Source organism: Blautia sp. BCRC 81119 (assembly GCF_003184505.1).
Classification (GTDB): domain Bacteria; phylum Bacillota; class Clostridia; order Lachnospirales; family Lachnospiraceae; genus Blautia_A; species Blautia_A fusiformis.
In genome coordinates, this window is the sequence record NZ_QJHD01000006.1 from 78,710 (window position 1) to 103,905 (window position 25,196).

At 45.8% G+C, this 25,196-nt stretch carries 24 protein-coding genes and 1 pseudogene; all 25 read left to right on the top strand.

The window, feature by feature from the left end; translation table 11 throughout:
* The first annotated feature begins 315 nt into the window (after positions 1 to 315).
* The 25 genes and pseudogenes from DMI82_RS05240 to atpD all read left to right on the top strand — a co-directional run bounded on the left by DMI82_RS05240 (position 316) and on the right by atpD (position 25,188).
* Positions 316 to 1,308, top strand: a complete 993-nt coding sequence (locus DMI82_RS05240) for an ABC transporter permease (protein ID WP_110102736.1) — start codon at positions 316 to 318, stop codon at positions 1,306 to 1,308.
* Complete coding sequence (locus DMI82_RS05245) at positions 1,302 to 2,219, top strand: ABC transporter permease (protein ID WP_110102737.1); 918 nt, start codon at positions 1,302 to 1,304, stop codon at positions 2,217 to 2,219. Before DMI82_RS05240 ends, DMI82_RS05245 begins: the two co-directional genes overlap by 7 nt.
* Before the next feature lie 94 nt (positions 2,220 to 2,313).
* Positions 2,314 to 3,900: an ABC transporter substrate-binding protein gene (locus tag DMI82_RS05250; RefSeq protein WP_110102738.1), complete on the top strand. Its 1,587-nt coding sequence runs from the start codon at positions 2,314 to 2,316 to the stop codon at positions 3,898 to 3,900.
* 25 nt (positions 3,901 to 3,925) lie between these two features.
* Positions 3,926 to 5,875, top strand: coding sequence for a dipeptide ABC transporter ATP-binding protein (locus DMI82_RS20440; RefSeq protein ID WP_270485909.1), 1,950 nt, complete (start codon positions 3,926 to 3,928; stop codon positions 5,873 to 5,875).
* A 132-nt stretch (positions 5,876 to 6,007) separates the two neighbouring features.
* Positions 6,008 to 6,952 carry a nickel ABC transporter permease gene (gene nikB, locus DMI82_RS05260; protein WP_110102740.1) on the top strand — a complete coding sequence of 315 codons (945 nt, stop codon included), beginning with the start codon at positions 6,008 to 6,010 and terminating at the stop codon, positions 6,950 to 6,952.
* Positions 6,949 to 7,818, top strand: a complete 870-nt coding sequence (gene nikC, locus DMI82_RS05265) for a nickel transporter permease (protein ID WP_110102741.1) — start codon at positions 6,949 to 6,951, stop codon at positions 7,816 to 7,818. Before nikB ends, nikC begins: the two co-directional genes overlap by 4 nt.
* A gap of 46 nt (positions 7,819 to 7,864) precedes the next feature.
* On the top strand, positions 7,865 to 9,421 hold the full coding sequence (locus DMI82_RS05270) for an ABC transporter substrate-binding protein (protein WP_110102742.1): 1,557 nt from the start codon (positions 7,865 to 7,867) through the stop codon (positions 9,419 to 9,421).
* 1 nt (position 9,422) lies between these two features.
* Complete coding sequence (locus tag DMI82_RS05275) at positions 9,423 to 10,226, top strand: ABC transporter ATP-binding protein (RefSeq protein WP_110102743.1); 804 nt, start codon at positions 9,423 to 9,425, stop codon at positions 10,224 to 10,226.
* Positions 10,223 to 10,990 (top strand): dipeptide/oligopeptide/nickel ABC transporter ATP-binding protein, encoded by a 768-nt coding sequence (locus DMI82_RS05280; protein WP_330409203.1) that lies wholly within the window; start codon positions 10,223 to 10,225, stop codon positions 10,988 to 10,990. The genes DMI82_RS05275 and DMI82_RS05280 overlap by 4 nt, the downstream gene beginning before the upstream one ends.
* Positions 10,991 to 11,148: 158 nt before the next feature.
* Positions 11,149 to 11,643: a GNAT family N-acetyltransferase gene (locus tag DMI82_RS05285; protein WP_110102745.1), complete on the top strand. Its 495-nt coding sequence runs from the start codon at positions 11,149 to 11,151 to the stop codon at positions 11,641 to 11,643.
* Positions 11,644 to 11,727: 84 nt separating this feature from the next.
* Positions 11,728 to 13,068, top strand: coding sequence for an MBL fold metallo-hydrolase (locus tag DMI82_RS05290; protein WP_242981813.1), 1,341 nt, complete (start codon positions 11,728 to 11,730; stop codon positions 13,066 to 13,068).
* A gap of 188 nt (positions 13,069 to 13,256) precedes the next feature.
* Positions 13,257 to 14,444 (top strand): annotated as a pseudogene (locus DMI82_RS05295) (endonuclease Q family protein); the annotation flags it as partial.
* Between the two features lie 189 nt (positions 14,445 to 14,633).
* Positions 14,634 to 15,101, top strand: a complete 468-nt coding sequence (locus DMI82_RS05300) for a metallophosphoesterase family protein (RefSeq protein ID WP_022427149.1) — start codon at positions 14,634 to 14,636, stop codon at positions 15,099 to 15,101.
* Positions 15,102 to 15,373: 272 nt separating this feature from the next.
* Positions 15,374 to 15,736, top strand: a complete 363-nt coding sequence (locus tag DMI82_RS05305) for a CidA/LrgA family protein (RefSeq protein ID WP_015525571.1) — start codon at positions 15,374 to 15,376, stop codon at positions 15,734 to 15,736.
* Positions 15,733 to 16,425, top strand: coding sequence for an LrgB family protein (locus DMI82_RS05310; RefSeq protein WP_110102746.1), 693 nt, complete (start codon positions 15,733 to 15,735; stop codon positions 16,423 to 16,425). Before DMI82_RS05305 ends, DMI82_RS05310 begins: the two co-directional genes overlap by 4 nt.
* A gap of 254 nt (positions 16,426 to 16,679) precedes the next feature.
* Entirely contained in the window at positions 16,680 to 16,934 is a 255-nt protein-coding gene (locus tag DMI82_RS05315; RefSeq protein WP_059086214.1) for a hypothetical protein, read from the top strand.
* A gap of 18 nt (positions 16,935 to 16,952) precedes the next feature.
* On the top strand, positions 16,953 to 17,939 hold the full coding sequence (locus DMI82_RS05320) for a helix-turn-helix transcriptional regulator (RefSeq protein WP_015525576.1): 987 nt from the start codon (positions 16,953 to 16,955) through the stop codon (positions 17,937 to 17,939).
* A gap of 276 nt (positions 17,940 to 18,215) precedes the next feature.
* Positions 18,216 to 19,196: a biotin--[acetyl-CoA-carboxylase] ligase gene (locus DMI82_RS05325; protein WP_015525577.1), complete on the top strand. Its 981-nt coding sequence runs from the start codon at positions 18,216 to 18,218 to the stop codon at positions 19,194 to 19,196.
* 191 nt (positions 19,197 to 19,387) lie between these two features.
* Entirely contained in the window at positions 19,388 to 20,053 is a 666-nt protein-coding gene (locus DMI82_RS05330; RefSeq protein WP_084449196.1) for a F0F1 ATP synthase subunit A, read from the top strand.
* A gap of 63 nt (positions 20,054 to 20,116) precedes the next feature.
* Positions 20,117 to 20,335, top strand: a complete 219-nt coding sequence (gene atpE / locus DMI82_RS05335) for an ATP synthase F0 subunit C (RefSeq protein WP_021652814.1) — start codon at positions 20,117 to 20,119, stop codon at positions 20,333 to 20,335.
* A 50-nt stretch (positions 20,336 to 20,385) separates the two neighbouring features.
* On the top strand, positions 20,386 to 20,886 hold the full coding sequence (atpF, locus tag DMI82_RS05340; protein WP_022427145.1) for a F0F1 ATP synthase subunit B: 501 nt from the start codon (positions 20,386 to 20,388) through the stop codon (positions 20,884 to 20,886).
* Complete coding sequence (gene atpH, locus DMI82_RS05345; RefSeq protein WP_015525579.1) at positions 20,867 to 21,370, top strand: ATP synthase F1 subunit delta; 504 nt, start codon at positions 20,867 to 20,869, stop codon at positions 21,368 to 21,370. Before atpF ends, atpH begins: the two co-directional genes overlap by 20 nt.
* A 7-nt stretch (positions 21,371 to 21,377) precedes the next feature.
* Positions 21,378 to 22,886, top strand: coding sequence for a F0F1 ATP synthase subunit alpha (gene atpA, locus DMI82_RS05350; RefSeq protein ID WP_021652816.1), 1,509 nt, complete (start codon positions 21,378 to 21,380; stop codon positions 22,884 to 22,886).
* Between the two features lie 8 nt (positions 22,887 to 22,894).
* Complete coding sequence (gene atpG, locus DMI82_RS05355) at positions 22,895 to 23,785, top strand: ATP synthase F1 subunit gamma (RefSeq protein ID WP_022427144.1); 891 nt, start codon at positions 22,895 to 22,897, stop codon at positions 23,783 to 23,785.
* Between the two features lie 5 nt (positions 23,786 to 23,790).
* Entirely contained in the window at positions 23,791 to 25,188 is a 1,398-nt protein-coding gene (atpD, locus tag DMI82_RS05360; protein ID WP_015525581.1) for a F0F1 ATP synthase subunit beta, read from the top strand.
* Positions 25,189 to 25,196: the final 8 nt, after the last annotated feature.

Here is a 25,196-nt window from a genome sequence, read left to right on the forward strand (position 1 = left end):
CAGGCTCCTGATACAGAAAAGTCCCGTTTTTTATATGGAATACATATCCATGCAAAACCCGACTGTCCAATATCCCCGTACCGGGGTTGTCCGAAATCTGTTAAATGATAAAATAATATCAGCAGCACACTCCGCGTGCTGAATATAAAAACACTGTGATGCACATAACCTCCGCGCACTCCTATTTGTGCATACGAATGTTTTGTCGAATAATAACACGACCCTTTCAAAAGCAGTTATGGTTTTGAATACCATAACTGCTTTTGAAATATGAATGTCTGTCTGAACTGTAAAGGGCAGTGGGAAAGGAAAATTATGAACAAAGAAAATAAACTCGTCATCCGGATCCTGAAACGGATCCTTCTGCTTGCTGTGGTTATGTTTCTGCTGTCTGTGGTGGTGTTTTGGCTGGCGAGACTGGCACCGGGAGATCCCCTGCAGTCCTTTTACGGAGATTCCCTGGAAATGATGACCAGTGAGGAAGTGGCTGCGGCCAGAACGAGACTGGGACTGGATCAGGGGATCGGGGTACAGTATGTAAGGTGGTTTACCAACGTGGTCCATGGTGATTTCGGATTGTCGCTGAAATACAGGCAGCCGGTTATGAATGTGATCAGACCGCTGATCGGAAATACTCTGGTGCTGGGAGGAATTGCTTATATTGTGATCTTTATACTGGCAGTTCTGATCGCCATATTCTGTACGCTCCATGAGGATCAGTGGATCGACCGGCTGATCTGCAAGATCGGAACAGCAGCCTATTATGTGCCGGCTTTCTGGCTTGGTGTGGTACTGATCCTGATCTTCAGTGTAAATCTTGGATGGTTCCCAAGCAGCGGTGCCTATGATGTGGGAATGGCAGATAGTATCGGCAATCGTATGAAGCATATGATCCTTCCGCTGGTAGTAATGATCTTCAGCCATCTCTGGTATTACGCATATATGATACGTAACAAATTCCTGGATGAGGTGCGGAAGGATTATGTACTTCTTGCCAGATCCAAGGGACTTTCCAAAAGAAAGATCCTGTGGAAGCATTGTCTTCGAAATGTAATGCCGACGATCGTGAGTATCATGGCAGTTTCGGTACCCCATGTAACCGGTGGAACTGTAACTGTGGAAGCTGTTTTCAATTATGCGGGAATTGGAAACCTTGCAGTGGAATCTGCAAAATATCATGATTATAATCTGCTGATGATCGATGTGCTGATCACAGGATTTATCGTATTTTTAAGCAGCTTTGTTGCACAGACTGTCAATGAAGAGATCGATCCAAGAATGAAGGATTCGGAGGTGAGGGTATGGTAGCTGACCGGAAACTTTCAGAAGCTGAGCTTTTTCAGGTAGTCGGTGCCGGGTGGAAGCAGTATGAATCTGAAAAACGGAAAAAAACATTTCGGGAAAAGCTGAAAGGGAAACCGGTATTTTCCCTGTTCCTGCTTTTTCTGATCGTTTTGGGCTGTATATTTGCAAATGTTGTGGCAAATCATGATCCCTCAGGTTTTTATCTCCAGAATCTGAATACACCACCAGGAAAGGAATTTATCTTTGGAACGGATTCGCTTGGAAGAGATATTTATTCACTGATCTGGTATGGCGGAAGGGTTTCTCTGGTGATCGGACTTCTGGGTGCGGCGATCATTACCCTGGTCGGTGTTACCTACGGATGCATCAGCGGAACAGCAGGTCCAAAGGTGGATTCGGTTATGATGCGGTTTACGGAAATGTGCGGAAGTATTCCGACCCTTCTGCTGATCCTGATCCTGTCTGCGGTTATTCAGGCCGATGATGTGATCAGCATATCTGTGATCATCGGCATTACCGGGTGGTTTGCACTGGCACGTATTGTAAGAAGTGAAGTGCGGCAGATAAGGAACAGTGATTATGTGATGTATGCAAGACTTTGTGGAGGAAGTTTTGGATATGTGATGTATCACCATCTGATACCGAATTTTGTTTCGGCGATCATGTTTGTGGTGATCTCTTCGATAAGCAGCTGTATTACCATGGAATCTACTTTAAGCTTTCTTGGCCTTGGGCTTCCGGCAGATGTAGTTTCCTGGGGAAGTATGCTCTCGCTGGCAAATAAAGCACTGATCATGAATACCTGGTGGGTGATCGTGATCCCGGGAGTTTTTCTGGTCATTACTTTAATGTGCATTACCAGTATGGGAAGCTTTGTGAGAAGTGAGGTAAATAATCATTACAGCAATCTCTGATGCAGTCAGAAAAAATATTTGGACGCAAACCGTGATAAAACATTCCGAAGTGTGGATAACCGGTTTGAAAATAAGGAAAGATGAGGAAAACAGAATGAAAAAGAGAACAGGAAACAACTATGGAAGAAAATATGCGGCGATAACACTGGCAGCAGTGACCGCAGCATGTACAGGAGCAACTGCAGGCAGTGTGGTAACCGTAGCTGCGGCAGAAGAAAACAAAACTCTGGTATATGCAGGTGAGTCAGAAAGTACGATCAATCCCCTTCTGAATAACCATGATGAGCTTCCGGATCTTATTTTTTCAGGACTGATGAAATATGATGCCAATGGAAAGCCGGTAGAGGATCTTGCAGAGAGCTATACCTTTGACAAGGATACCAATACCTATACTTTTAAGCTTCGAGATGGTGTTAAGTGGCATGATGGAGAAGATTTCAATGCAGAGGATGTTGTATACACCTATAAGGAGCTTACAGAGGATGAAACTCTGGGAGCCAGTATCACCAGCAATTACCAGGACATTACAAGTATTGAGGCACCGGATGATCAGACTGTGATCTTTACACTGGATCAGTATGATGCTGCCATGCTGGATTACTTTACCATGGGAATCCTTCCTGAGCATCTTCTGGAAGGAGAGGATGTGAATACTACATCCTTTAATCAGAATCCGGTGGGAACAGGTCGTTATAAATTTGAAGACTGGGATGCTACCGGCGGAATGATCACACTGAAACGAAATGAAGATTATTACGGAAAGGTTCCGAATATTGAAACCGTTGTATACCGTACAGTATCGGATGAGACTACAAAGGCAACCATGCTCCAGTCCGGCGAGGCGGATCTTGCATGGCTGAATTCCAACTATGCTTCTCAGTTCAAGGATAAGGACGGATATAATTACTGGGAGTTCACCACAGCAGATTACCGTGGAGCTGCCATGGATATGAGCACAGATTTCTGGAAGGAAAACGGAGATTCCATCGGCGTTCTGAATTATGCGCTGGATAAGGATTCCATTATTGCAGGTGTTCTTGCAGGACAGGGAGAGGCGGCATACAGCCCGATCCAGAGAAATCCTCTCGGAACAGATAAGGAAGCTAATATCTACTCCTATGATCTGGATACCTTTGCAAAGAAGATGGAAGAGCTGGGATGGAAAAAAGGTGATGATGGGATCTATGAGAGGAACGGACAGAAATTCCACTTTACCATCCAGGTGCGTGATTACGAAGAAGAGCGTGTGGATATTGCCAATGTCATGTCTGATATGCTGAAGCAGGCTGGCGTGGAAATGGAAGTAAAGCTTGTTACCAAATTTGACTGGGATGCAGGATACAATGGATTCCTTGCAGGTTATTCAACACAGTTTGACCCGGATATGGCATATGTAAACTTTGTAACCGACGCAAGTGGAAATAACATGCATTATTCCAATGCAGATGTGGACAAATATCTTGAGGAAGGCCGTCACGGTGAGACTGAGGAAGCCAGAAAAGAGGCTTACAGTGAATTCGAAAAGGCATACGCCGAGGCACCTGGTATCCTTCTGGTTGCTTATCTCCAGGGAGATTATGTAGGCGTTTCCGGACTTGACGGACTGGATACCACACGTGTTCTGGGACATCATTCCGTAGGTGTTATGTGGAATATTGAAGACTGGACCATTACAAAATAAGGAAAAGATCATGCAGGAAACCGTTTTGGAATTAAAAAACTATTCGGTAAGCTTTGACACACCGGACGGCGAGGTACAGGCCGTCCGGAATGTTGACCTCACGGTAAAAAAAGGAGAGATACTTTGTATCGTAGGTGAGTCCGGATGTGGAAAAACCGTTATGTGCCGTAGTGTGATGAAGCTTCTGCCACCGAATGCACATGTAAAAAGCGGAGAGATCAGTCTCTGCGGAGAGAATATCACAGCTTATAAGAGAAAAAAAATGGAAAAGCTGTGCGGAAGTAAGGTAAGCATGGTGTTCCAGGACCCTATGCTGACGCTGAATCCAACGATCCCTGTTGGCAAACAGATCACAGAGGCTATCATCAAAAATCAGAAAGTATCCAGGGATGAGGCCAGAAAAAAAGCTGTGGAAATGCTGAAGCTGGTAGGAATTCCGGATGCAGAACAGCGCTATGGCCTGCAGCCTCATTTTTTTTCCGGTGGAATGCGTCAGCGTTGTGTTCTGGCTATTGCACTGGCCTGTGATCCGGAAATATTATTTGCCGATGAGGCGACTACAGCACTGGATGCAACCGTGGAAGCAAAGATTCTGGATCTGCTTCTTGAGCTGAGAGAAAAAACAGGGATCAGTATTGTGTTCATATCTCATGATCTTGGAGCTGTTGCAAGGATCGCAGACAGAGTTGCAGTTATGTATGCAGGAAAGATCATTGAGATCGGGACAGCGGAAGAGGTTTATTATGATCCCCGGCATCCTTATACCTGGGGACTTCTGTCTTCTCTGCCTGTATTTGCAGGTGAAAAAGGGGAGCTGAATCCGATCCCCGGAATGCCGCCCTCTCTTTTGGATCCTCCGCCGGGAGATGCGTTTGCCGTTCGAAATCCCCAGGCGCTGGCAATCGATTATGAACAGACTCCTCCGATGTTTAAAGTCAGTGATACGCATTATGCAGCCACATGGCTTCTGGATGAAAGAGCTCCAAAAATAGAAATGCCCTCCATTTTGAAGGACAGATTACAGGAAAACAGCGGTCGTAAACAGAAACCGGATAAAAAGGAAGCGTCATTTTTACAGAAAACAGAACAGAAACAGGCGCCTGTACTGATCGAAGCCAGAAATCTGAAGCAGCATTTCCGTATCCGTTCCGATTATACGATCCATGCAGTGGATGATGTTTCCTTCAGTATCCGGGAAGGTGAGATCATGGCGCTGGTGGGTGAGACCGGCTGCGGGAAATCCACGACAGCCAGAACGCTTGCAGGAATCTACCGGCCTACAGGCGGGGAGATCTTTTATCAGGGAGAAAGAGTGCCGGATAAAAAGGATCCTTTCGGAATGCGGAAGAAAATGCAGACTGAGATCCAGATGATCTTTCAGGATTCGGGCGCTGCACTGAATCCCCGAATGAGCATACGGCAGATCATGCTGGAGCCTGTAAAGATCAGCCGCAGGATCCGTGACAGAGAAATGCTGGAAAACAGGCTTCGGGAAATCCTGAAGGAGACAGGACTGGATGAAAGCATTCTGTCGAAAAAGCCGGGAGAGCTTTCCGGCGGACAGAGACAGAGAGTTGCCATAGGAAGAAGCCTTCTCATGGAACCACGTCTTATCATTGCGGATGAACCGATCGCATCGTTGGATATTTCTATCCAGGCACAGATCGTCATGCTTTTTAAAAAGCTTCAGCAGGAAAAAAGATTTTCTTTTCTTTTTATTGCCCATGATCTGTCAATGGTACGTTTTTTAAGCGATACAACAGGTGTGATGAAAAACGGAAAGCTGGTAGAAATGGCACCTACAAAAGAGCTTTTTGAGAATCCGCAGCATCCTTATACACAGTCCCTGCTTTCTGCGATCCATATCCCGGATCCGCTGGAAGAGAGAAAACGAAGGCTGATCGAGTATGAAGAGCTACAGTCGCTTGGAGAGGGCTGGAAAGAATTATCCGCATGTCACTGTGTGAGAATATAAGAGCATAATGGAATACATATGTATGACAAAATGGAATGTGAAAAATCCCCCCGCCGGGGTTGTGGCAGAACAGCCGTGTTGTTAAACTTTTGTTATTCGAAATACTGAGAAACAAAGTGCGGAGAGGAAAATATGAGAAAATATATAATAAAACGGTTGCTGCAGCTGATCCCGGTCCTGATCGGGATCACATTTCTTTCTTTTGCCATGATGCGGCTTGCCGGCGGAGATGCAGTAACCTATATGTATGAAAATGCAGGCTCTGCAGTATCCCAGGAGGTCATTGACAATGCAAAGGCGGAATATGGCCTTGATAAACCATTCCTTGTACAATATGCTACCTGGTTTGCGGGAATGGTAACCGGAGATATGGGAGAGAGCTATGTGTCTCACAGAGATGTCTATGAAACCTTTATTTCAAAGCTTCCGGCAACGATGATGCTGACTCTGTCATCGGTCCTTCTTACAATTGTTCTTGCGATCCCGTTGGGAATCCTGTCAGCAGTAAAGCACAACAAATGGGTAGATTATCTGATAAGACTTTTAAGCTTTATCGGCAATTCCATGCCGAATTTTTTTGCTGCCATGGTGCTGATGTATTTTCTGTCCATCAGGCTGGGCGTTTTGCCGGTAGTCACAAATGCAGATTTCGGACAGAGTATTATTCTGCCGACACTGACACTGGCGATCTCCATGGCTGCAAAATATACCAGACAGGTGCGTGCCACGGTTCTGGAAGAACTGAATAAGGATTATGTGACCGGAGCCCGGGCAAGAGGAATCCGCAGTCGTGTGATCATCTGGAAGAGTGTAATGAAGGCTTCCATGCTGACGATCATCACACTGCTGGCGCTGTCCATCGGTAATCTTCTGGGAGGAACTGCCATTGTGGAAAATATCTTTATGTGGGATGGTGTCGGAAAACTGGCGGTAGATGCGATCACCATGCGTGACTATCCGATCATCCAGGCCTATGTGGCATGGATGGCGGTCATTTATGTTCTGGTAAATCTGGTGACAGATATTATTTACCACTATCTGGATCCGAGAGTACGACTTGGAGGTGACAGAGCATGAGTGGAAAAAATAATATCACAGTCCGGAAACAGAAGATCCGGAAAAATCATACAAAAGCAAAGCTTGTCTTTTTTCTTGTGCTCACAGCATTGCTTCTGTTTGTAGCGGCATTTGCAAAATATCTCTGTCCTTATGATCCTTATGCCCAGGATCTGGCACTTGCCCAGAAACCGCCGGGACCGGAGCATCTGCTCGGGACAGACCGTTATGGGAGAGATATGCTTTCCCGTGTGATCATAGGAAGCACGACCAGTATTTATGCAACGCTGCTCCTGGTTGCGGTGATCACTGTGGTGGGAACGGCTATTGGTATTTTCTGTGGCTGGAAGGGCGGCAAAGCCGATACCGTTCTGATGCGTATCTCCGATCTGTTCCTGGCTTTCCCGGGACTGGTATTTGCCCTGGCAGTAGCAGGTGTTCTGGGAGGCGGTATCCAAAATGCGATCATTGCCCTGGCGGTGATCAGCTGGCCGAAGTTTGCAAGACTTGCCAGAGGGCTTACGCTGACTCAGAAGGACTCTGCATATCTTATGGCGGCAAAGCTTTCCGGAAGCAGTACAGGAAAGCTTCTGCTCAAACATATCCTTCCAAATATTGCAGGCCCCATACTTGTTACGTCAGTTCTTGACATCGGAACCATGATGATGGAGCTGGCAGGACTTTCCTTTCTCGGGCTTGGGGTAAAGCCTCCAATGGCAGAATGGGGAAGTATGATCAACGATGGAAGAAGTATGCTGCAGATTTCACCGTGGATGGTACTTGCGCCGGGAATGGCGATTTTTATTACGGTAATGATCTTTAATCTTCTGGGAGATACGATCCGGGATTATATGGATCCGAAAGAACGAAACAGGAGAAGAGGATAACAGGCACTTATAAATAAACATAACACAGAAAGTGAGAGCAGAGATTATGAAGAAAAAGATTCTGGCAGCAGTGCTTGCAGCGGCAATGGTCATGAGCATGACAGGAGTTCCGGCAGCAGCAAAAAGCAAAGAAAAGAGTGAAGGAACTACCTTTGTTTACGGAACTACCGGATACAGTGAAGAAATGGGAGATGCAGGATTAAACCCTCACGACAATTATTCCGGATGGAGCTGTCTTCGTTATGGCGTAGGAGAAACACTGTTTAAGTACAATGACAACATGGAGTTAGAGCCATGGCTTGCTACAGACTATGAATTTACAGACGACAATACAGTAAAGATCACTCTTCGTGACGGTGTGAAATTTTCCAGCGGAAGAACCATGGACGGAGAAGCGGTGAAGGAGTGCCTGGAGGATCTGATCGCAAACCATGACCGTGCACCTTACGATATGAAGATCGATAAGATCGAAGCAGATGGAATGACAGTAACGATCCATACTTCCGAACCATGTCCGGCACTGATCAATTATCTCGGTGATCCGTATGGTGCCATCATTGATATGGATTATGGCGTACAGGGAGAGGGTGGCTCTGCAAATGTGGCAGGAACAGGCCCCTATGTTGCAACAGAGGTATCCCCAACAGAGATCAAGCTGGTAAAAAACGAGGATTACTGGGGCGGAGATGTAAAGGCAGACAACGTTATCGTAAAATCCTTCTCAGATGGAAGTGCCCTGACAGCAGCATTGCAGACAGGCGATATACAGGGAACCTATGGACTTCAGTATGATAACTATGCACTTTTTGACGGAAATCCGGACTATCAGATCAGCTCTGTAGCAACAAGCCGCTGTTTCTTCGGACAGTTTAATATGAAATCTGAACTGATGCAGGATCAGAATGTGAGAAAAGCCATTGAGATGGGAATCGATAAGGATGGCTTCTGCAGTGTGATCATGGAGGGACGAGGTGTTCCGGCAGTGGGAGCCTTCCCAAGCAGCTTTTCCTATGGAAACGATGCGGTGAAAGCACCGTCCTACGATCCGGAAGAGGCGAAAAAGCTTCTGGAAGAATCCGGATGGACAGATACGGATGGAGATGGCTATGCAGATAAGGACGGAAAGAAGCTGTCCATCACATGGCTGACCTATCCAACCCGTCTGGAACAGCCTAAGCTTGCAGAATATGCACAGTCCACTTTAAAGGACATTGGAATTGAGGTCAATGTTAACAATACAGCAGACCATGCGACATATGCGAAGAACGGAGAATTTGATGTATATGTAAGTTCGCTTACAACTGCACCTACCGGCGATCCGGAATATTTCTTCACAAGTACAGTTGTATCTGATGCTGCCAAAAATTATGGCAAATACAGCAATTCGGATGTTGATGATATCATAGCGAAGCTGCATGAGACCTTTGATACAGATGAGAGAAGCAAGCTTGCTGTGGAAGCACAGCAGACCATTCTGGATGATGATGCGTATTTCTTTGTTTCTCATCTGAATATGGGACTTGTGTCAAAGTCAAATGTATCAGGGCTGACTGCTCATCCATGTGATTATTACGAGATCACAGCGGATCTGGAAGTGAAATAAGATGGAATCATTGTTGAAGCTTGAGCATGTGACGATCTGCTACAATGGAGAGCCGGTTGTACATGATGTGGATCTGGAACTGAATAAAGGGGAGATCCTGGGTGTGGTAGGCGAATCCGGAAGCGGAAAAAGTACCATTATCAAGGCAATCATGGGACTTCTGGGAAATGAAGGCATGGTGACAGAAGGCGATATCTGGTACAAGGGAAAAAATATAGTGGATATGCAGGAAAAAGAATTACGCAGACTTCTGGGCCCTGAGATCGCCATGGTTTTTCAGAATTCAGGATCAGCCCTTTGTCCCATCCGCACCGTAGGCGATCAGATCTATGAGAGTATGCGGGAGCATGAAAGGATCAGCCGTAAAGAGTGTGCAGAGCGCGCCGTTCGGATGATGGCTAAGATCGGCCTTAAGGATGGGGAACGTGTTTTGCAAAGCTACCCATTTGAATTGTCCGGCGGCATGAATCAGCGTGTGGGAATCTGTATTTCCATGTTGCAGAATCCGGCGCTTCTTCTGGCAGATGAGCCTACCAGTGCTCTGGATGTAACCATACAGAAACAGGTGGTTGAGGAAATGCTGCTGATGCGTAAGGAATACGGAACAGCCATGATCATTGTCACACACAACATCGGTGTGGTGGAAAAAATGGCAGATAAGGTTCTGGTACTGAAAAACGGAAAGGTGAGGGAATACGGAAAAACAGCTCAGGTTTTGACAGCTCCGGAGGATCCTTATACAAAAGAACTTATGAGTTCGGTACTTCGTTTGAAACGTACAGGTACCGGAAACGGAGGCAGATGATGACAGAAAACAAAAACATTCTGGAAGTGCATCATTTGAAAAAAAGCTTCACCACCGGTAAAAAATCCTTCACGGCTGTAGAAGACATAAGCTTTTCTCTGAAAACTGGGGAAGTATTAGGGATCGTAGGTGAATCCGGCTCAGGAAAAAGCACTGTGGCGAAGATGATCACACATCTGACAGAACCCACAGCCGGAGAAATTTTTCTCATGGAAAAGAATATCACACATGCAAGGGGAAAAAATCTCCGGGAAATCTACCGGGAAATGCAGATGGTTTTTCAGACACCGGCAGAATCCTTTGACCCCAGATGCACTCTTGGGGACGGAATCGGGGAAAGTCTCCGGAATATGGGGATAAGTAAGGCGGAAACCAGGAACCGTGTGGAAAAGCTTCTGCTTACCTGCGGACTGACTCCGGAATATGCAGATCGGTATCCCCATCAGGTCAGCGGAGGGGAGTGCCAGAGAGCGGCTATTGCCAGAGCCCTGGCTGTGGAACCGAAGATCCTGATCTGTGATGAAGCAACCAGCGCCCTGGATGTGACTGTGCAGAAACAGATCATGGAACTGCTTCAGAAGTTAAAAAAAGAAAACCAGCTGTCCTTTCTTTTTATCTGCCATGACCTGGCCCTTGTCCAGCTGTTCTGCGACCGGGTGATCGTGATGCATGACGGACATGTGGAAGAGGAAGGGACACCGGAAGAGATCATTGAGCATCCGAAGACAGAGTATACGGAGCGGCTGATCCGGTCGGTACTGTAATAACAACAGATAAAAACAAAAGAGCGAAGCCCTCAGTAGTGCGGATACTGAGGGCTTTTTTGCAGGTTATACGTTGACGCATTTTCTCTCACCCGATATAATTAAAAAAGAATCGAAACCGGATGAAAACGGAATAAATATAGAGGAGACCACAAAAAATGGCAGAAAATTTACAGATCAGACTGTCAGATCCCGGTGAGGCGGATCGTCTGGCAGAGATCGAGGCAATCTGTTTTCCACCTGCGGAGGCAGCAAGTCATGAGGAAGTTGTGAAGCGTATGGGAGCATTCCCGGAAAATTTCGTTGTAGCAGTAAAGGATGAGCAGATCGTAGGTTTTATCAACGGAGGAACCACAGATAAACCAGTACTCCCGGATGAATTTTATCATGATATCACTCTTCACAGAAAGGACGGGGAGATCCAGACTGTATTCGGACTGAATGTGATCCCGGAATACCGTCATCAGGGGATCGCCGGAGAGCTTGTGGAATATTTCAAGGAGCTTGCGAAAGAGCGTGGAAAAAAAGCCCTGATCCTTACCTGCAAGGAGCATATGATCCCATTCTATGAGAGCCACGGACTGAAGAAGCTGGGTGTGGCAAATTCCTGTCATGGCGGAGCAACCTGGTATGATATGCAGATCTGGTTCTGAGAAATGAAGACAGCAACAGAAGAAAAAAGAAGAGTCAGCTGCAGAAACAAAGGTCAGCTGAATAAGAAACCAGAGGAAAAATAAATGAGAATACGAATGTACAATGTGGGGTTCGGGGACTGTTTCTGTATCCGTGACAGAAAAAGCAGCCTGCTTGTGGATTTCGGGGCAGCCAACAGCAAGATCGAAGGGCGGCCACGGAGAGAGGTCTTTGATGTGATCATCTCAGACCTTACTACTATCCGCAAAAAAAATCTGCTTCTGACACATTTTCATCCGGACCATGTTTCCGGATTGCTTTATATGATGCGTTACCGAAGAGATGCTTACGAATTTGAAAAGATCTATCTTCCGGATGTATTTTCCGGTCCGGAAATGAAATACACACTGGCGCTTCTGCTCCTTGCGGATGTGACAAAAAAGGCCAGCCTTCCCGGAAGACGTGTCAGCCTTTTTGCCCTTGCAGAAGCTCTTTGCGCCAGAAGGGTAAAGATCGACCTTTTATCCAGAGGCTCAGAGTTTGAGGGAAAATATACGGCACTCTGGCCGGATCTCAGTGAAGTCAGCCGGGAAACGGAGGATGTATTTAATTCCCTGATCGAGAATCATGAAAACGCAATGACCGAGCTTGTGAACATTGCGGAGGAGGTACGTCAGCTGTTTCTGTCCATGACAGAGGAGACGCCGGAAGCAGAGCCGAAATCGGCTTCACTGTCTGAGGCATCTTTGGTGAAAGAGGATACAGAGGAATCCGAGCGCTCTTTGACAGGACAGACAGAGCCTGGTGGGGAAAACGAAGGATATACGCAGGAGAAGCTGGAGCTTATAATGGAAGACACAGGCGCAGCAGATGAGGATACAGCAGAGACTCCGGAAGAGGCCGAAAAAGAGAGAGCACGTCGCCTCAAACCGGAAAAGCTGGAAAAGAAATTCCGTGAATTACAGGCAACCGAAGAATTTCAGGCACTTCTGGAAAGTGCGGAAAAACAGGGGCATTTTCTGCGTCAGTTCCGTCACAAGATCAGTCTGGCATTTCAGAATACCGGAGATGGAGAGCTGAACCTTCTGTTTACCGGAGATGTACAGCCACAGTACATGAGGATGATCGCAGAAAACTATGATGGCAGGATTCCGCTTCATGAGCATTACTGGTGTATCAAGGTACCACATCATGGTACGGAATCTCATTTCTTTGATTTCAGCAGTTTCTCCCCGGAGAATATGATGATCCCCAACGGAGCCTACTACGACAACAGCAAAAAGAAATCTAAGAATCAGCGCACTTCCATGCAGTACGGCGGTTTATTTTATATTAATGACGCGCATATGTATTGTTCCAACTGTGACTGCTGTGACAGCTATGAGAACGGATGCTCCTGTAGGGAGTATGATGTGATATCACCATCGTATTATAAAGATATCTGATCATGTTACAGATGGATTTCTGGTGAGTTATATACGATCCGGTCATTCAGGCAGACAAAGAAGACGGTAATTTCTTTGTCTGCGTTTTTGTTAAAAAGACAGGATGTACATGTGGACAGAGGAAAAGAGATACAGGAGGAAAAATTTTGAAACAGATCGCAGACTTGCACATACATTCCAGATATTCCATGGCAACCAGCAAAGATGGCACGCCTGAGATGCTGGATCTCTGGGCGCGGAAAAAAGGTATCACACTCCTTGGAACCGGAGATATGACACATCCCATCTGGCGGCAGGAGTTGAAGACGAAGCTGATCCCTGCGGAACAGGGACTGTTCCGGCTGAAAGATGAATATGTTTTGCCGGAGGCGGCACGCTATCCTGAAAAAGCACCCAGATTTGTATTGTCCGGTGAGATCAGTTCCATCTATAAAAAAGGCGGAAAAACCAGGAAGGTGCACAGCTTGATCCTGCTTCCGGGATTCAATGAGGCAGATGCTTTTGCCGCAAGGCTGGAAAAGATCGGAAATATCCATTCAGACGGACGTCCTATCCTTGGCCTGCCCTGTCATGATCTTCTGGAGATCATGCTGGAAGTCAGTGAGGAAGGCATGTATATTCCGGCGCATATCTGGACGCCACATTTTTCCCTGTTTGGGGCAAAGTCCGGTTTTGATACCATAGAAGAGTGCTTTGAGGATCTGACTCCGTACATTCATGCACTGGAAACCGGACTGTCCTCAGATCCAGTGATGAACTGGCAGATTTCGGCGCTGGATGGATATCAGCTGGTATCACACTCTGATGCACATTCCCCGTCAAAACTTGGACGGGAAGCAGATCTTCTGGATATTGAGCTTTCCTACCGGGGCTTGTGGAATGCGGTGCAGAAGGGAGAAGGACTTACGGGCACCATCGAATTTTTTCCGGAAGAGGGAAAGTATCATTATGACGGACACCGGAAATGCGGCGTCTGCCTGAGCCCGAGAGAGGCAGAAAAGTATAATGGTATCTGTCCGGTGTGCGGAAAGAAACTGACCATGGGTGTGGATCACCGGATCCTGCAGTTATCTGACCGTGACGAGAGTTCAGCGGCCATGCCGGAAAGCGGCCGCCCATATGAAAGCCTGATGCCGCTGCCAGAGGTGATCTCCGCCTGCGTGGGATTTTCCACGGCAAGCAAAAAAGTTCAGGGACAGTACGAGGCTCTGCTTGAGAAACTAGGTGCAGAATTTACCATATTGAGAGAGGTTCCGCCGGAAGATATCCGAAAAGCCGGCGGAGAAGTTCTGGCGGAAGGCATCCGGCGGCTCCGTGCAGGAGAAGTGTTGCGGAAACCGGGATCTGACGGAGAATATGGAAAAATAGAATTGTTTTAAGCGAATCAGGTAAGTCCTCTGCGGGATTGCGAATATCGGCTTGATCCAATTAAGAAAATTTCTGAAATGGTGTGAAAAGAAGCAGCTGTTAAATATTTATGTATTGTGAAGAGTATTGCCGGTCATAGCGTGAGCTGCAAAAGGTAAAAGGCGATAATGATAAAGGATTGGAGCAGGATAGAGATCATGAAAGAAAAAATCGGCATTATATCAGACACTCACGGTCTTTTGCGGCCGGAGGTACTGGAAATCTTAAAAGACTGCAAATACATTCTTCATGCCGGAGATGTCAATAAAGATGAGATCCTGGATGTACTGCGTTCCATGGGGAATCTCTATGTGGTCCGTGGAAATAATGATAAAGACTGGGCGGAAAATCTCCGCACCAGTCTAAGCTTTACCATTGGCGGCGTAAAATTTTTTATGGTTCATAACAAAAAAGACGTTGCGTGGGAGCTGGGGGACACACAGGTGGTCATCTTCGGGCATACTCACAAATATTTTGAGAAGATGATCGATGGCAGACTGTGGCTGAATCCGGGAAGCTGTGGAAGAAGCCGCTTTGGCGGAGAGGTTACCATGGCGGTGATGACTGTGGAGGATGGCAAATATCAGGTGGAAAAAATCATTTTGGCGGAAAATTCCAGGAAATGATCATAACCCTGTTTATAGATCCTTTTATGCAGAGCTGTTTCTGTAGATTACTGGAATACGCTGATGCATAAAAGGATTTTTTGTATTTTATTGGATACAATCCTTGTAATTTTGGATTTGTAGCGTATAATAAAAAAACGTTTAAAACAAAAGTGGTCTTACCACTTTTGAAAAATTCGTTTGAGCGCAGACTTTGAACGCAGCTGCGTTCATGAGTATGCAGTAAAGCAAAATGTGAATATGCGCTTTACATGAATCAGGAGGGATGCAACATGAAGCATGTGCAACAGTTCAGCATCATCCTGTTGATTTCCGTCATTGGAGAATTACTGAAAACCTTTCTTCCACTTCCGGTACCGGCCAGTGTCTATGGATTGATCATTATGCTGGTGGCTTTGCTCACAGGTATTCTGAAGCTGGATCAGGTCAAAGGTGCGGCAGATTTTCTGGTTGAGATCATGCCGGTGATGTTTGTGCCGGCTGGTGCGGGACTGATCACAGCCTGGAGTACTCTGAAACCGATCTGTGTACCGGTTCTCATCATGACGTTTATCAGCACGGTGATCGTAATGGTCGTAACAGGAAAAGTAACACAGGGAGTGATCCGTATGGGAAAGAGAGGAACTGAAAAATGATGGAATTCATAAAAAACTCCGCATTTTTCGGAGCAATGATAAGTCTGATCGCCTATGAGATCGGTCTGATCCTGAAAAAGAAGTTTAAAATGGCGATCTTTAATCCGCTTTTGATCTCGATCATCTGTGTTATTGGTGTTCTTTTGATCTTCCATATTGATTATGATGATTATAATGAAGGTGGAAAATATATCAGCTATCTGCTGACCCCGGCAACAGTCTGTCTGGCAGTGCCCCTTTATGAGCAGATCCATCTGCTGAAAAAAAATCTCAAGGCAGTGGCTGCCGGGATCTTTTCCGGAACGCTGGCCGGGCTTTGCAGCATTCTGCTTATGGCGAAATTGTTTGGCTTTGATCATCAGGAATATGTCACCATGCTTCCGAAGTCTATCACAACTGCTATCGGAATGGGTGTTTCCGAGGAGCTTGGCGGTATCGTGACCATCACCGTTGCTGTGATCATCATCACAGGAGTTCTGGGAAATATGATCGCAGAGGTTGTCTACAAGATCGCAAAGATCGAGGAGCCGATTGCAAGAGGTCTTGGACTTGGAACATCTGCCCATGCTATCGGAACAGCCAAAGCCATGGAGCTTGGCCCGGTAGAAGGAGCCATGAGCAGCCTTGCCATTGCCGTAGCCGGATTGCTTACGGTTATAGGTGCGTCTGTGTTTGCTGGAATGATGTAAAAGCAGATATCATAGGATTTCAAATGCCCTTTCAAAGTGTCACATTTTACAAGTCTGTCGTTTACGGCAGGCTTTTTTTGTGGATCTTAAAGACGAACATATTTTTGTATAAAATAAACAAATGTTCGGAAAAACCATATTTGTACCGTTTTATTGGACTAAAAATGAGCTATAATGCAAACATATAGAAAATATGTTTGGAAAATATGTTCGATAAATCGTGAGACGAACATAGGACAGGGAGGATGGATCTTATGTGGAATACAGAGAGCAGCAGGAAGGCAGTATTGGCAGAAGGAAGATATGTGGAAGCTGAGAACGGACATTGCGGCAGACAGAAGCTTTCCTCAGGAATGGCAATGGTACTGGGTGCACTTCTTACAATGGAGATCATGCTTGGCGGGGCGATGCTGTTTAATTTTGATTTCCGCGGAGCAGATATCGTTGCTGTTGTATTGTCATTCATGGTATTATATTTTGCAGTGGTAGCATCACTGACAGACAAGTAGCAGAACGGAGGAGAAAGGATGCCAAGGGTCTTTAACCAGAAGATTAAAATTTTATATCTGATGCGCATTTTTCTGGAGCAGACGGACGAAGAGCATCCGATGTCTGTGAAGGAGCTGATCGCCTATCTGAATAGTCTGGGGATCAGTGCAGAGCGTAAAACTGTCTATGATGATATTGAAACCCTGCGGAATTTTGGAATGGATATCCTGAACCGGCGGGAGCACCCGGCTGGTTTTTATCTTGCCAGTCGGGAATTTGAGCTTCCGGAGCTGAGACTTCTGGTGGATGCAGTACAGTCCTCCAGATGTATCACCAATGGGAAATCCCGACAGCTGATCAGGAAACTGGAGAGCCTTGCCAGTGTTTATGAGTCCAGACAGCTGCGGCGACAGGGATTTGCAGAGAACCGTATCCGGACTATAAACGAGAATGTGTATTACAGTATTGATATGATCCAGCGTGCATTAACTGAGGACAGGCAGATTTCTTTTCAATATTGTGAATGGACTGTGGAGAAGAAGCTGCGTCCGGAGAATGAGGGAGAACGATATTCGGTCAGTCCCTGGGGACTTGTATGGCAGAATGAGGAGTATTATCTGATCACTTACGATGAGAAGTGTGGAAGGGTTAAGCAGTATCAGGTAGATAAGCTCCAGCAGATCCGTATAGAGAAGGAGGTGCGACGCGGCAGAGAATTTTTTGAGAATTATGATATAGGGGAGCTGACATCCAGGACCTTCGGGATGTTTGGCGGCAGAGAAGTAACCATATGTCTGGAAGCACATAACCGCTTGGTCGGGGTGGTGCTGGATCGGTTTGGCAGAGATATTATGATACACAGGAAGGATCCTGAACATTTCAAAACACTGGTTCGTGTAAATATCAGTGACCAGTTCTTTGGCTGGATAGCCAGTCTTGGCCCGGATGCGGTGATCGCGTCACCGGATGAGGTTCGCGATAAGTACCGGGAATTTCTTGAGAAAAGTCTTTCTAATTACAAATGATAAATATATGATAAAGAAAATCTGTATATAATAAAGATTCAGGAAAATTCACTCCTGAGTCTGCAGGTTTTCAACAGAAATAATATATAAAAAAATAAATGAAAACAGACAAAAATGAGAAAAATCATATAATAGCTGCATCTGAAATATAAAAATAATATAGATAGCATATATAAAAAAGATAATAGACATCGCGATGCTTAAGTGCTATAATGCTTTCGACTCTTAGGAGGGAATAAATTTTGCCATTTCAGGCAGATTACGGACGGTGAAGATATGACTGTAAAAGCAAGAATGCTAAAGCTTCTGGAGCAGCACGAGAATGAACTGATATCCGGAGAGGCGGCAGCAGCAGAACTAAACTGCACACGGGCAGCCATCTGGAAAGCTGTGAAATCCCTTCGTGAAGAGGGATATACCATAGAAGCTGGACCAAACAAAGGCTATGTGCTTCGAGGAGGCAGCCGTTTATCGGAAGAAGGAATACGGCTTTACCTCGATCATCCGGATGTCCCTGTAAAAATATACAGAGAACTGGATTCTACAAACCGGGCAGCCAAGGAGGCTGCATTTTCCGGAGAAGCAGGTCATGGTGCACTGATACTGGCGCGCAGACAGAAAAGCGGAAGAGGCCGAAGAGGCCGAAGTTTTTATTCTCCTGAAAATGCAGGACTTTATATGAGTATCGTTCTAAGACCTGACCGAACTCTGAAGGAAGGACTCCTGATCACTACAGCGGCGGCAACTGCAGTGTGCCGTGCAGTGAAGAAAATCTGCGGGATCGACCTTGGGATCAAATGGGTCAATGATCTGTATTTTCATAATAAGAAAGTGTGTGGGATACTGACAGAGGCTGTTACAGACTTTGAAAGCGGGAACATTGAGTTTGCAGTTGTAGGAATTGGTTTGAATCTGTATATGCCGGAAGATGGGTTTCCTGAAGATATACAGGAAACGGCTGGAGCATTATTTGAAAACAGGAATGACGCAGAGCATATAAACTGCAGTATTCTTGTGGCGGAGATCGTCAATCAGCTTCTCATGGAAGTGGAGACTCCGGGACTTTCCAGAGAATATACAGAAAATAATATCATTCCTGGAAACATGATCGTGATCACAGACGGACAGTGTACAAGGGAAGCTTATGCAGAATCCATAGCACCAGATGGAAGGCTTCTTGTGAGAGAACAGGATGGTTCAGAAACCCTGCTTTCTTATGGAGAAGTATCTGTACGCAGGAAGTCGGATCAAGGTTAATTGAAATGAATTGTATATTTTGTATAAAAAACAGATTCTTTTTTGTGCAAAACAGGCAAAAATAATATTGACATTCTGGAAATGCGGAGTAAAATAAAGTCAACTACAAGGCGTGGTCATACCAATTATAAAAAGATACGATCAGCGCCAAGAGAAAAGGAGGGAGAAAAACGGGAGATTTATCAAGTACACTGGCAGAAGAACTAAACAGTAAGACAGCCTTTACCATTCCGGCGTTTGGTGGAATACCAATTGCAGAATGCGTGGTAGTCACATGGGTCATCATGGCGGTTCTTGTGATTCTGTCTCTGATCTTAGTTCGGAATCTCAGTGTGGAAAATCCGGGTAAGAAGCAGCTGCTTCTGGAGACCGGGGTAAGTTTTCTTCAGGATTTCTTCATGGGTATCCTTGGAGAAGAAGGCAAACAGTATGTGCCTTATTTGATGTCAACCGTAATTTACATCGGAATAGCCAATATCGCAGGCGTATTTGGTTTTACACCACCAACGAAGGACATGAATGTTACCATTGCGCTGGCGCTGATGAGCATTATTCTGATCGAGTATGCAGGCTTTCATAAAAGGGGACTGAAGGGTTTCCTGAAAAGCTTTGCGGAGCCGGTTCCGATCATGCTTCCGATCAACATTCTGGAAATAGCGATCAGACCTACATCTCTCTGCATGCGGTTGTTCGGTAATGTTCTGGGAAGCTTCGTAGTTATGAAGCTGCTGGAGTTTGTTTGTCCGGCCATTCTTCCCATACCATTCAGCCTGTATTTTGATTTCTTCGACGGATTCATACAGGCGTATGTATTTGTATTCTTAACATCCTTGTTCATTAAGGAAGCAATTGAGTAGTGAAGCGGAAGATCCGCTTGATCTAAAAATGAAAAAAATTGTATTTTACAGGAGGAAAAAACTATGTTAATCGCAATTGGTGCAGCTATCGCAGTTCTTACAGGTATTGGAGCAGGTATTGGTATCGGTCTTGCAACATCTAAAGCAGTAGAAGCTATCGCAAGACAGCCAGAGGCAGAGAGCAAGATCAGTAAAGCACTTCTTCTTGGATGTGCTCTTGCAGAGGCAACAGCTATTTACGGTTTCGTAATCGGTCTTCTGATCATCATCATGCTTGGCTAATAGGTAAAGACGAGATACTAATTCAGGATTAAGAGAGGCAGGTGGACCAGGTGATTAAAATTGATATCAACCTTGTCTTTACTATTATAAACCTGATCGTTCTTTATCTTTTAATGAAGAAGTTCCTTTTCGGCCCGATCATTGGTGTTATGGAGAAGAGAAAAGCTATGATCGATGAGCAGTTTGCTTCAGCAGAGAAGACAACTACTGAAGCAAACCAGCTGAAAGGACAGTATGAGGATGCACTGAAATCTGCGAAGGAGGAATCCTTCAGTATTGTAGAGCAGGCTAAGGACGAGGCAAAAGTACAGGCAGACAGCATCGTGAAGAGAGCTAATGATCAGGCTGGTCAGATTCTTGAGAAAGCAAGAAGAGATATCAGCACTGAGCAGGAAGCTGCTATGAAAGCGATGGAAGGCAAAGTGGCTGAGCTGGCAATGGATGCAGCATCCAGAATCATGGGAAAAAAGAACGACGAAGCACAGGATATGTCCCTATATGACCAGTTTTTAGAAGGAGCAGGTGATCCTCATGACAGAGACGTCCATTAATTATGCAAAAGCATTATACGGTCTTTCTGTCCCGGGGGAGGCAATCTGCGAAACAGGAAGGATTTTTAAGAATACACCTGAGATAGGTAAGATGCTTGAAAATCCACTTGTTTCCCTCAAAGAAAAAGAACAGGTAATAGAGCGGGTTTTTCCGCAGGAAATGAAGAGTTTTCTTAAAGTAACGTGTAAGTATCAGAAGATTGACAGAATCGGAGAGATCCTTGAAGCTTATGATGCTTACAGCCGGGAACAGAAAGGAATTCTCAAGGCAGAGCTTCTTTATGTAACACGTCCTGCCGAAGAGCAGGAAAATAAGATGAAGGAGTTTCTCCGTAGCCAGTTTTCTGCCAGAGAAGTGGAACTTACCCTTACAGAGGATAAAAGCCTTGTAGGTGGATTTGTTCTCAGGGCAGGAGATCGTGAGTACGACTGGAGCCTCATCGGACGTTATAAGAAACTGAAACAGAAATTAACCCGGAGGTGAAATTGAATTGGGTGCAATAAATCCAGATGAAATCATTTCGATTCTCAAGGAAGAAATAAAGAACTATGACGAAATCAGCAAGGACCAGGAAGTAGGCACTGTCATCTCCGTGGGAGATGGTATCGCAACTGTTTATGGCATCGATCATGCCATGTACGGTGAGGTCGTGACCTTCGAGAATGGTCTGAAAGGTATGGTACAGGATGTCCGTGCCAACAGCATGGGATGTATTCTTTTCGGAAAGGATACAGGAATCAAGGAAGGCACCAAGGTTGCCAGAACTGGCAAGCAGGCAGGTATTCCGGTAGGGGATAAATTTATCGGAAGAATCGTGAACGCACTTGGTGAGCCTATTGATGGAAAGGGAGAGATCCAGGCAGAGGAATATCGCCCGATCGAGAACCCGGCTCCTGGAATCATCGACCGTAAGTCTGTAACTGTACCTCTGGAAACAGGAATCCTTTCCATTGATTCCATGTTCCCGATCGGCCGTGGACAGCGAGAGCTGATCATCGGTGACAGACAGACAGGTAAAACATCCATCGCAACCGATACGATCATCAACCAGAAAGGTAAGGATGTGATCTGTATCTATGTTGCCATCGGACAGAAAGCTTCTACCGTTGCAAAGGTAGTTTCCAATCTTGAAAAATACGGTGCAATGGAGTATACAACCGTATTCTCCGCAACAGCCAGCGACTGTGCACCGCTTCAGTATATTGCTCCTTATGCTGGTACTGCTCTTGCAGAGTATTTCATGTATCAGGGTAAAGACGTACTGATCGTATATGATGATCTTTCCAAGCATGCAGTGGCATATCGTGCATTGTCACTTCTGCTTGAGCGTTCTCCGGGACGTGAGGCATATCCTGGTGATGTATTCTATCTTCATTCCAGACTTCTGGAGCGTTCCAGCCGTCTGAGTGAAGAGGCAGGCGGCGGATCCATTACGGCACTTCCGATCATCGAGACACAGGCCGGTGATGTATCTGCATACATTCCTACAAACGTAATTTCCATCACAGATGGTCAGATCTTCCTGGAAAGTGATCTGTTCTTCTCAGGTATGCGTCCGGCAGTCAATGTTGGTCTTTCCGTATCCCGTGTTGGTGGTGCTGCACAGACCAAGGCTATGAAGAAAGCTTCCGGTAGTGTACGTATCGACCTGGCACAGTACAGAGAGATGGAAGTGTTCACCCAGTTCAGTTCAGATCTGGATGAGGCTACAACTGCACAGCTGAAATACGGAAGCTGTCTGATGGAGCTTCTGAAACAGCCGCTCTGCAGCCCGTTAAGTCTTCATCAGCAGGTAATTACTCTCTGCGTTGCGACTCACAAGCTGATGGTAGATGTAGAAAAGAAAGAGATCAAGAAATATCAGAAGGATCTTCTGGAGTACTTTGATAATGTATATCCTGAGATCGGCAAAGAGATCGAGACTACAAAGCAGCTCTCTGATGAGCTTGTAGAGAAAATCGTAAAGGCGGCAGAAGAATTCAGAGATAAGAGCAGGTAGGTGTTGATATGGCAAATGCAAAAGAAATACAGACTCGTATGAAAAGCATTCAGGACACCATGAAGATCACCAATGCGATGTACATGATTTCTTCTTCCAAGATGCAGAAGGCCAAGAAGATCCTGCAGGATACGGAACCATATTTCTATAATATGCAGGCTGCCATTGCCAGGATCCTCCGTCATATGCCGGACATTCAGCATCCTTTCTTCAGTGAGCGTCATCTTGTTCCGAAGGATGAAAGAAAGGTAGGTACCATTGTCATTACAGGTGATAAAGGTATGGCTGGTGCATACAATCATAATGTACAGAAAATGACAGAAGATTTCATGGAAGAGGTACCGGGACATCACAAGCTGTATGTCCTTGGTATGGTAGGGCGTCAGTATTTCGGCAAGAGAGATGTGGATATGGACGGCGGTTTTCATTATACCGTGCAGAAGCCGACTATGCACAGAGCACGCCTTATCACGGAAGAGATCGTACGGGCATTTCTTGAAAGAGAGCTGGATGAAATTCACATTGTCTATACACAGATGCTGAATGCGATGGCAATGGAAAATGTGAATATGCAGCTTTTACCGCTGAAAAAGGCTGATTTTAAGGTGGGTCAGATCCCGGCAGATATTTATCAGGAGGAGATCGTATTATCTCCGTCTGCAGATGTGCTTCTGGATACTATGATCCCCAACTACCTTACAGGTGTGATCTATGGATGTCTTGTAGAGGCATATGCCAGTGAGAACAGTGCGAGAATGACAGCAATGCAGTCCTCTACAGATAGTGCGAAGGCGATGCTGAAGGATCTTTCCATTCAGTATAATCGTGCACGTCAGGCTGCGATCACCCAGGAGATCACAGAGGTTATCAGCGGTGCTAAAGCACAAAAAAGGAAGTGATGACTATGAATAAAGGTAAGATCGTACAGGTTATGGGACCTGTTGTAGACGTTGTTTTTGAAGACGGACAGCTTCCGGATATCAAGGATGCCCTTGAAGTCGAGAACAACGGTAAAAGATGCGTTATGGAGGTGTCCCAGCACCTTGGAAATAATATCGTACGCTGCATCATGCTGGGAGCCAGCGAGGGCCTGCAGCGAGACAGAGAAGTAACAGCTACCGGAAGCGGTATCAAGGTTCCGGTTGGAGATAAAACACTTGGTCGTCTGTTCAACGTTCTTGGAGATACCGTAGATGGCGGTGATTCCCTGGACGGTGAAGAGCATTGGGTCATCCATCGTGATCCGCCTTCATTTGAAGAGCAGAAACCGGCAGTTGAGATCCTGGAAACAGGTATCAAGGTTATCGACCTTCTTGCTCCATATGCAAAAGGTGGTAAGATCGGTCTGTTCGGTGGTGCCGGTGTTGGTAAGACAGTCCTTATCCAGGAGCTGATCCAGAATATCGCTACCGAGCATGGTGGATATTCTATTTTCACCGGTGTCGGTGAGCGTTCCCGTGAGGGTAATGACCTTTGGACAGAGATGAAGGAATCCGGTGTTCTTGAAAAGACAGCCTTAGTGTTCGGACAGATGAACGAGCCACCTGGAGCACGTATGCGTGTTGCTGAGACAGGACTTACCATGGCAGAGTATTTCCGTGATCAGGAGCACAGAGATGTACTTCTTTTCATTGATAATATCTTCCGTTTTGTACAGGCAGGATCTGAGGTTTCCGCTCTGCTTGGACGTATGCCGTCCGCAGTAGGATATCAGCCTACACTGGCAACTGAGATGGGTGAGCTTCAGGAGAGGATCGCATCTACCAAGGAAGGTTCTGTTACATCTGTACAGGCAGTATATGTACCGGCCGATGACTTAACAGACCCGGCTCCGGCAACAACATTTGCCCATCTGGATGCAACAACCGTTCTTTCCCGTAAGATCGTTGAGCAGGGTATTTATCCGGCCGTAGATCCGCTTGAGTCTACTTCCCGTATCCTGGAGGCAGATATTGTTGGTGAGGAACATTACGAGGTTGCACGTAGAGTACAGGAGATCCTTCAGAAATATAAAGAACTTCAGGACATCATTGCTATTCTTGGTATGGAGGAGCTCTCAGAGGAAGATAAGCAGACAGTATTCCGTGCAAGAAAGATCCAGAAGTTCCTTTCCCAGCCGTTCCATGTAGCTGAGAACTTCACCGGTATCAAAGGTAAATATGTACCTCTGAAAGAGACGATCCGCGGATTTAAGGCGATCATTGACGGTGAGATGGATGATTATCCGGAGAACGCATTCTTTAATGTTGGAACCATTGATGATGTAATTGCAAAAGCAAAAGCCGAGGAGAACCGGCAGTAAGGAGCAGC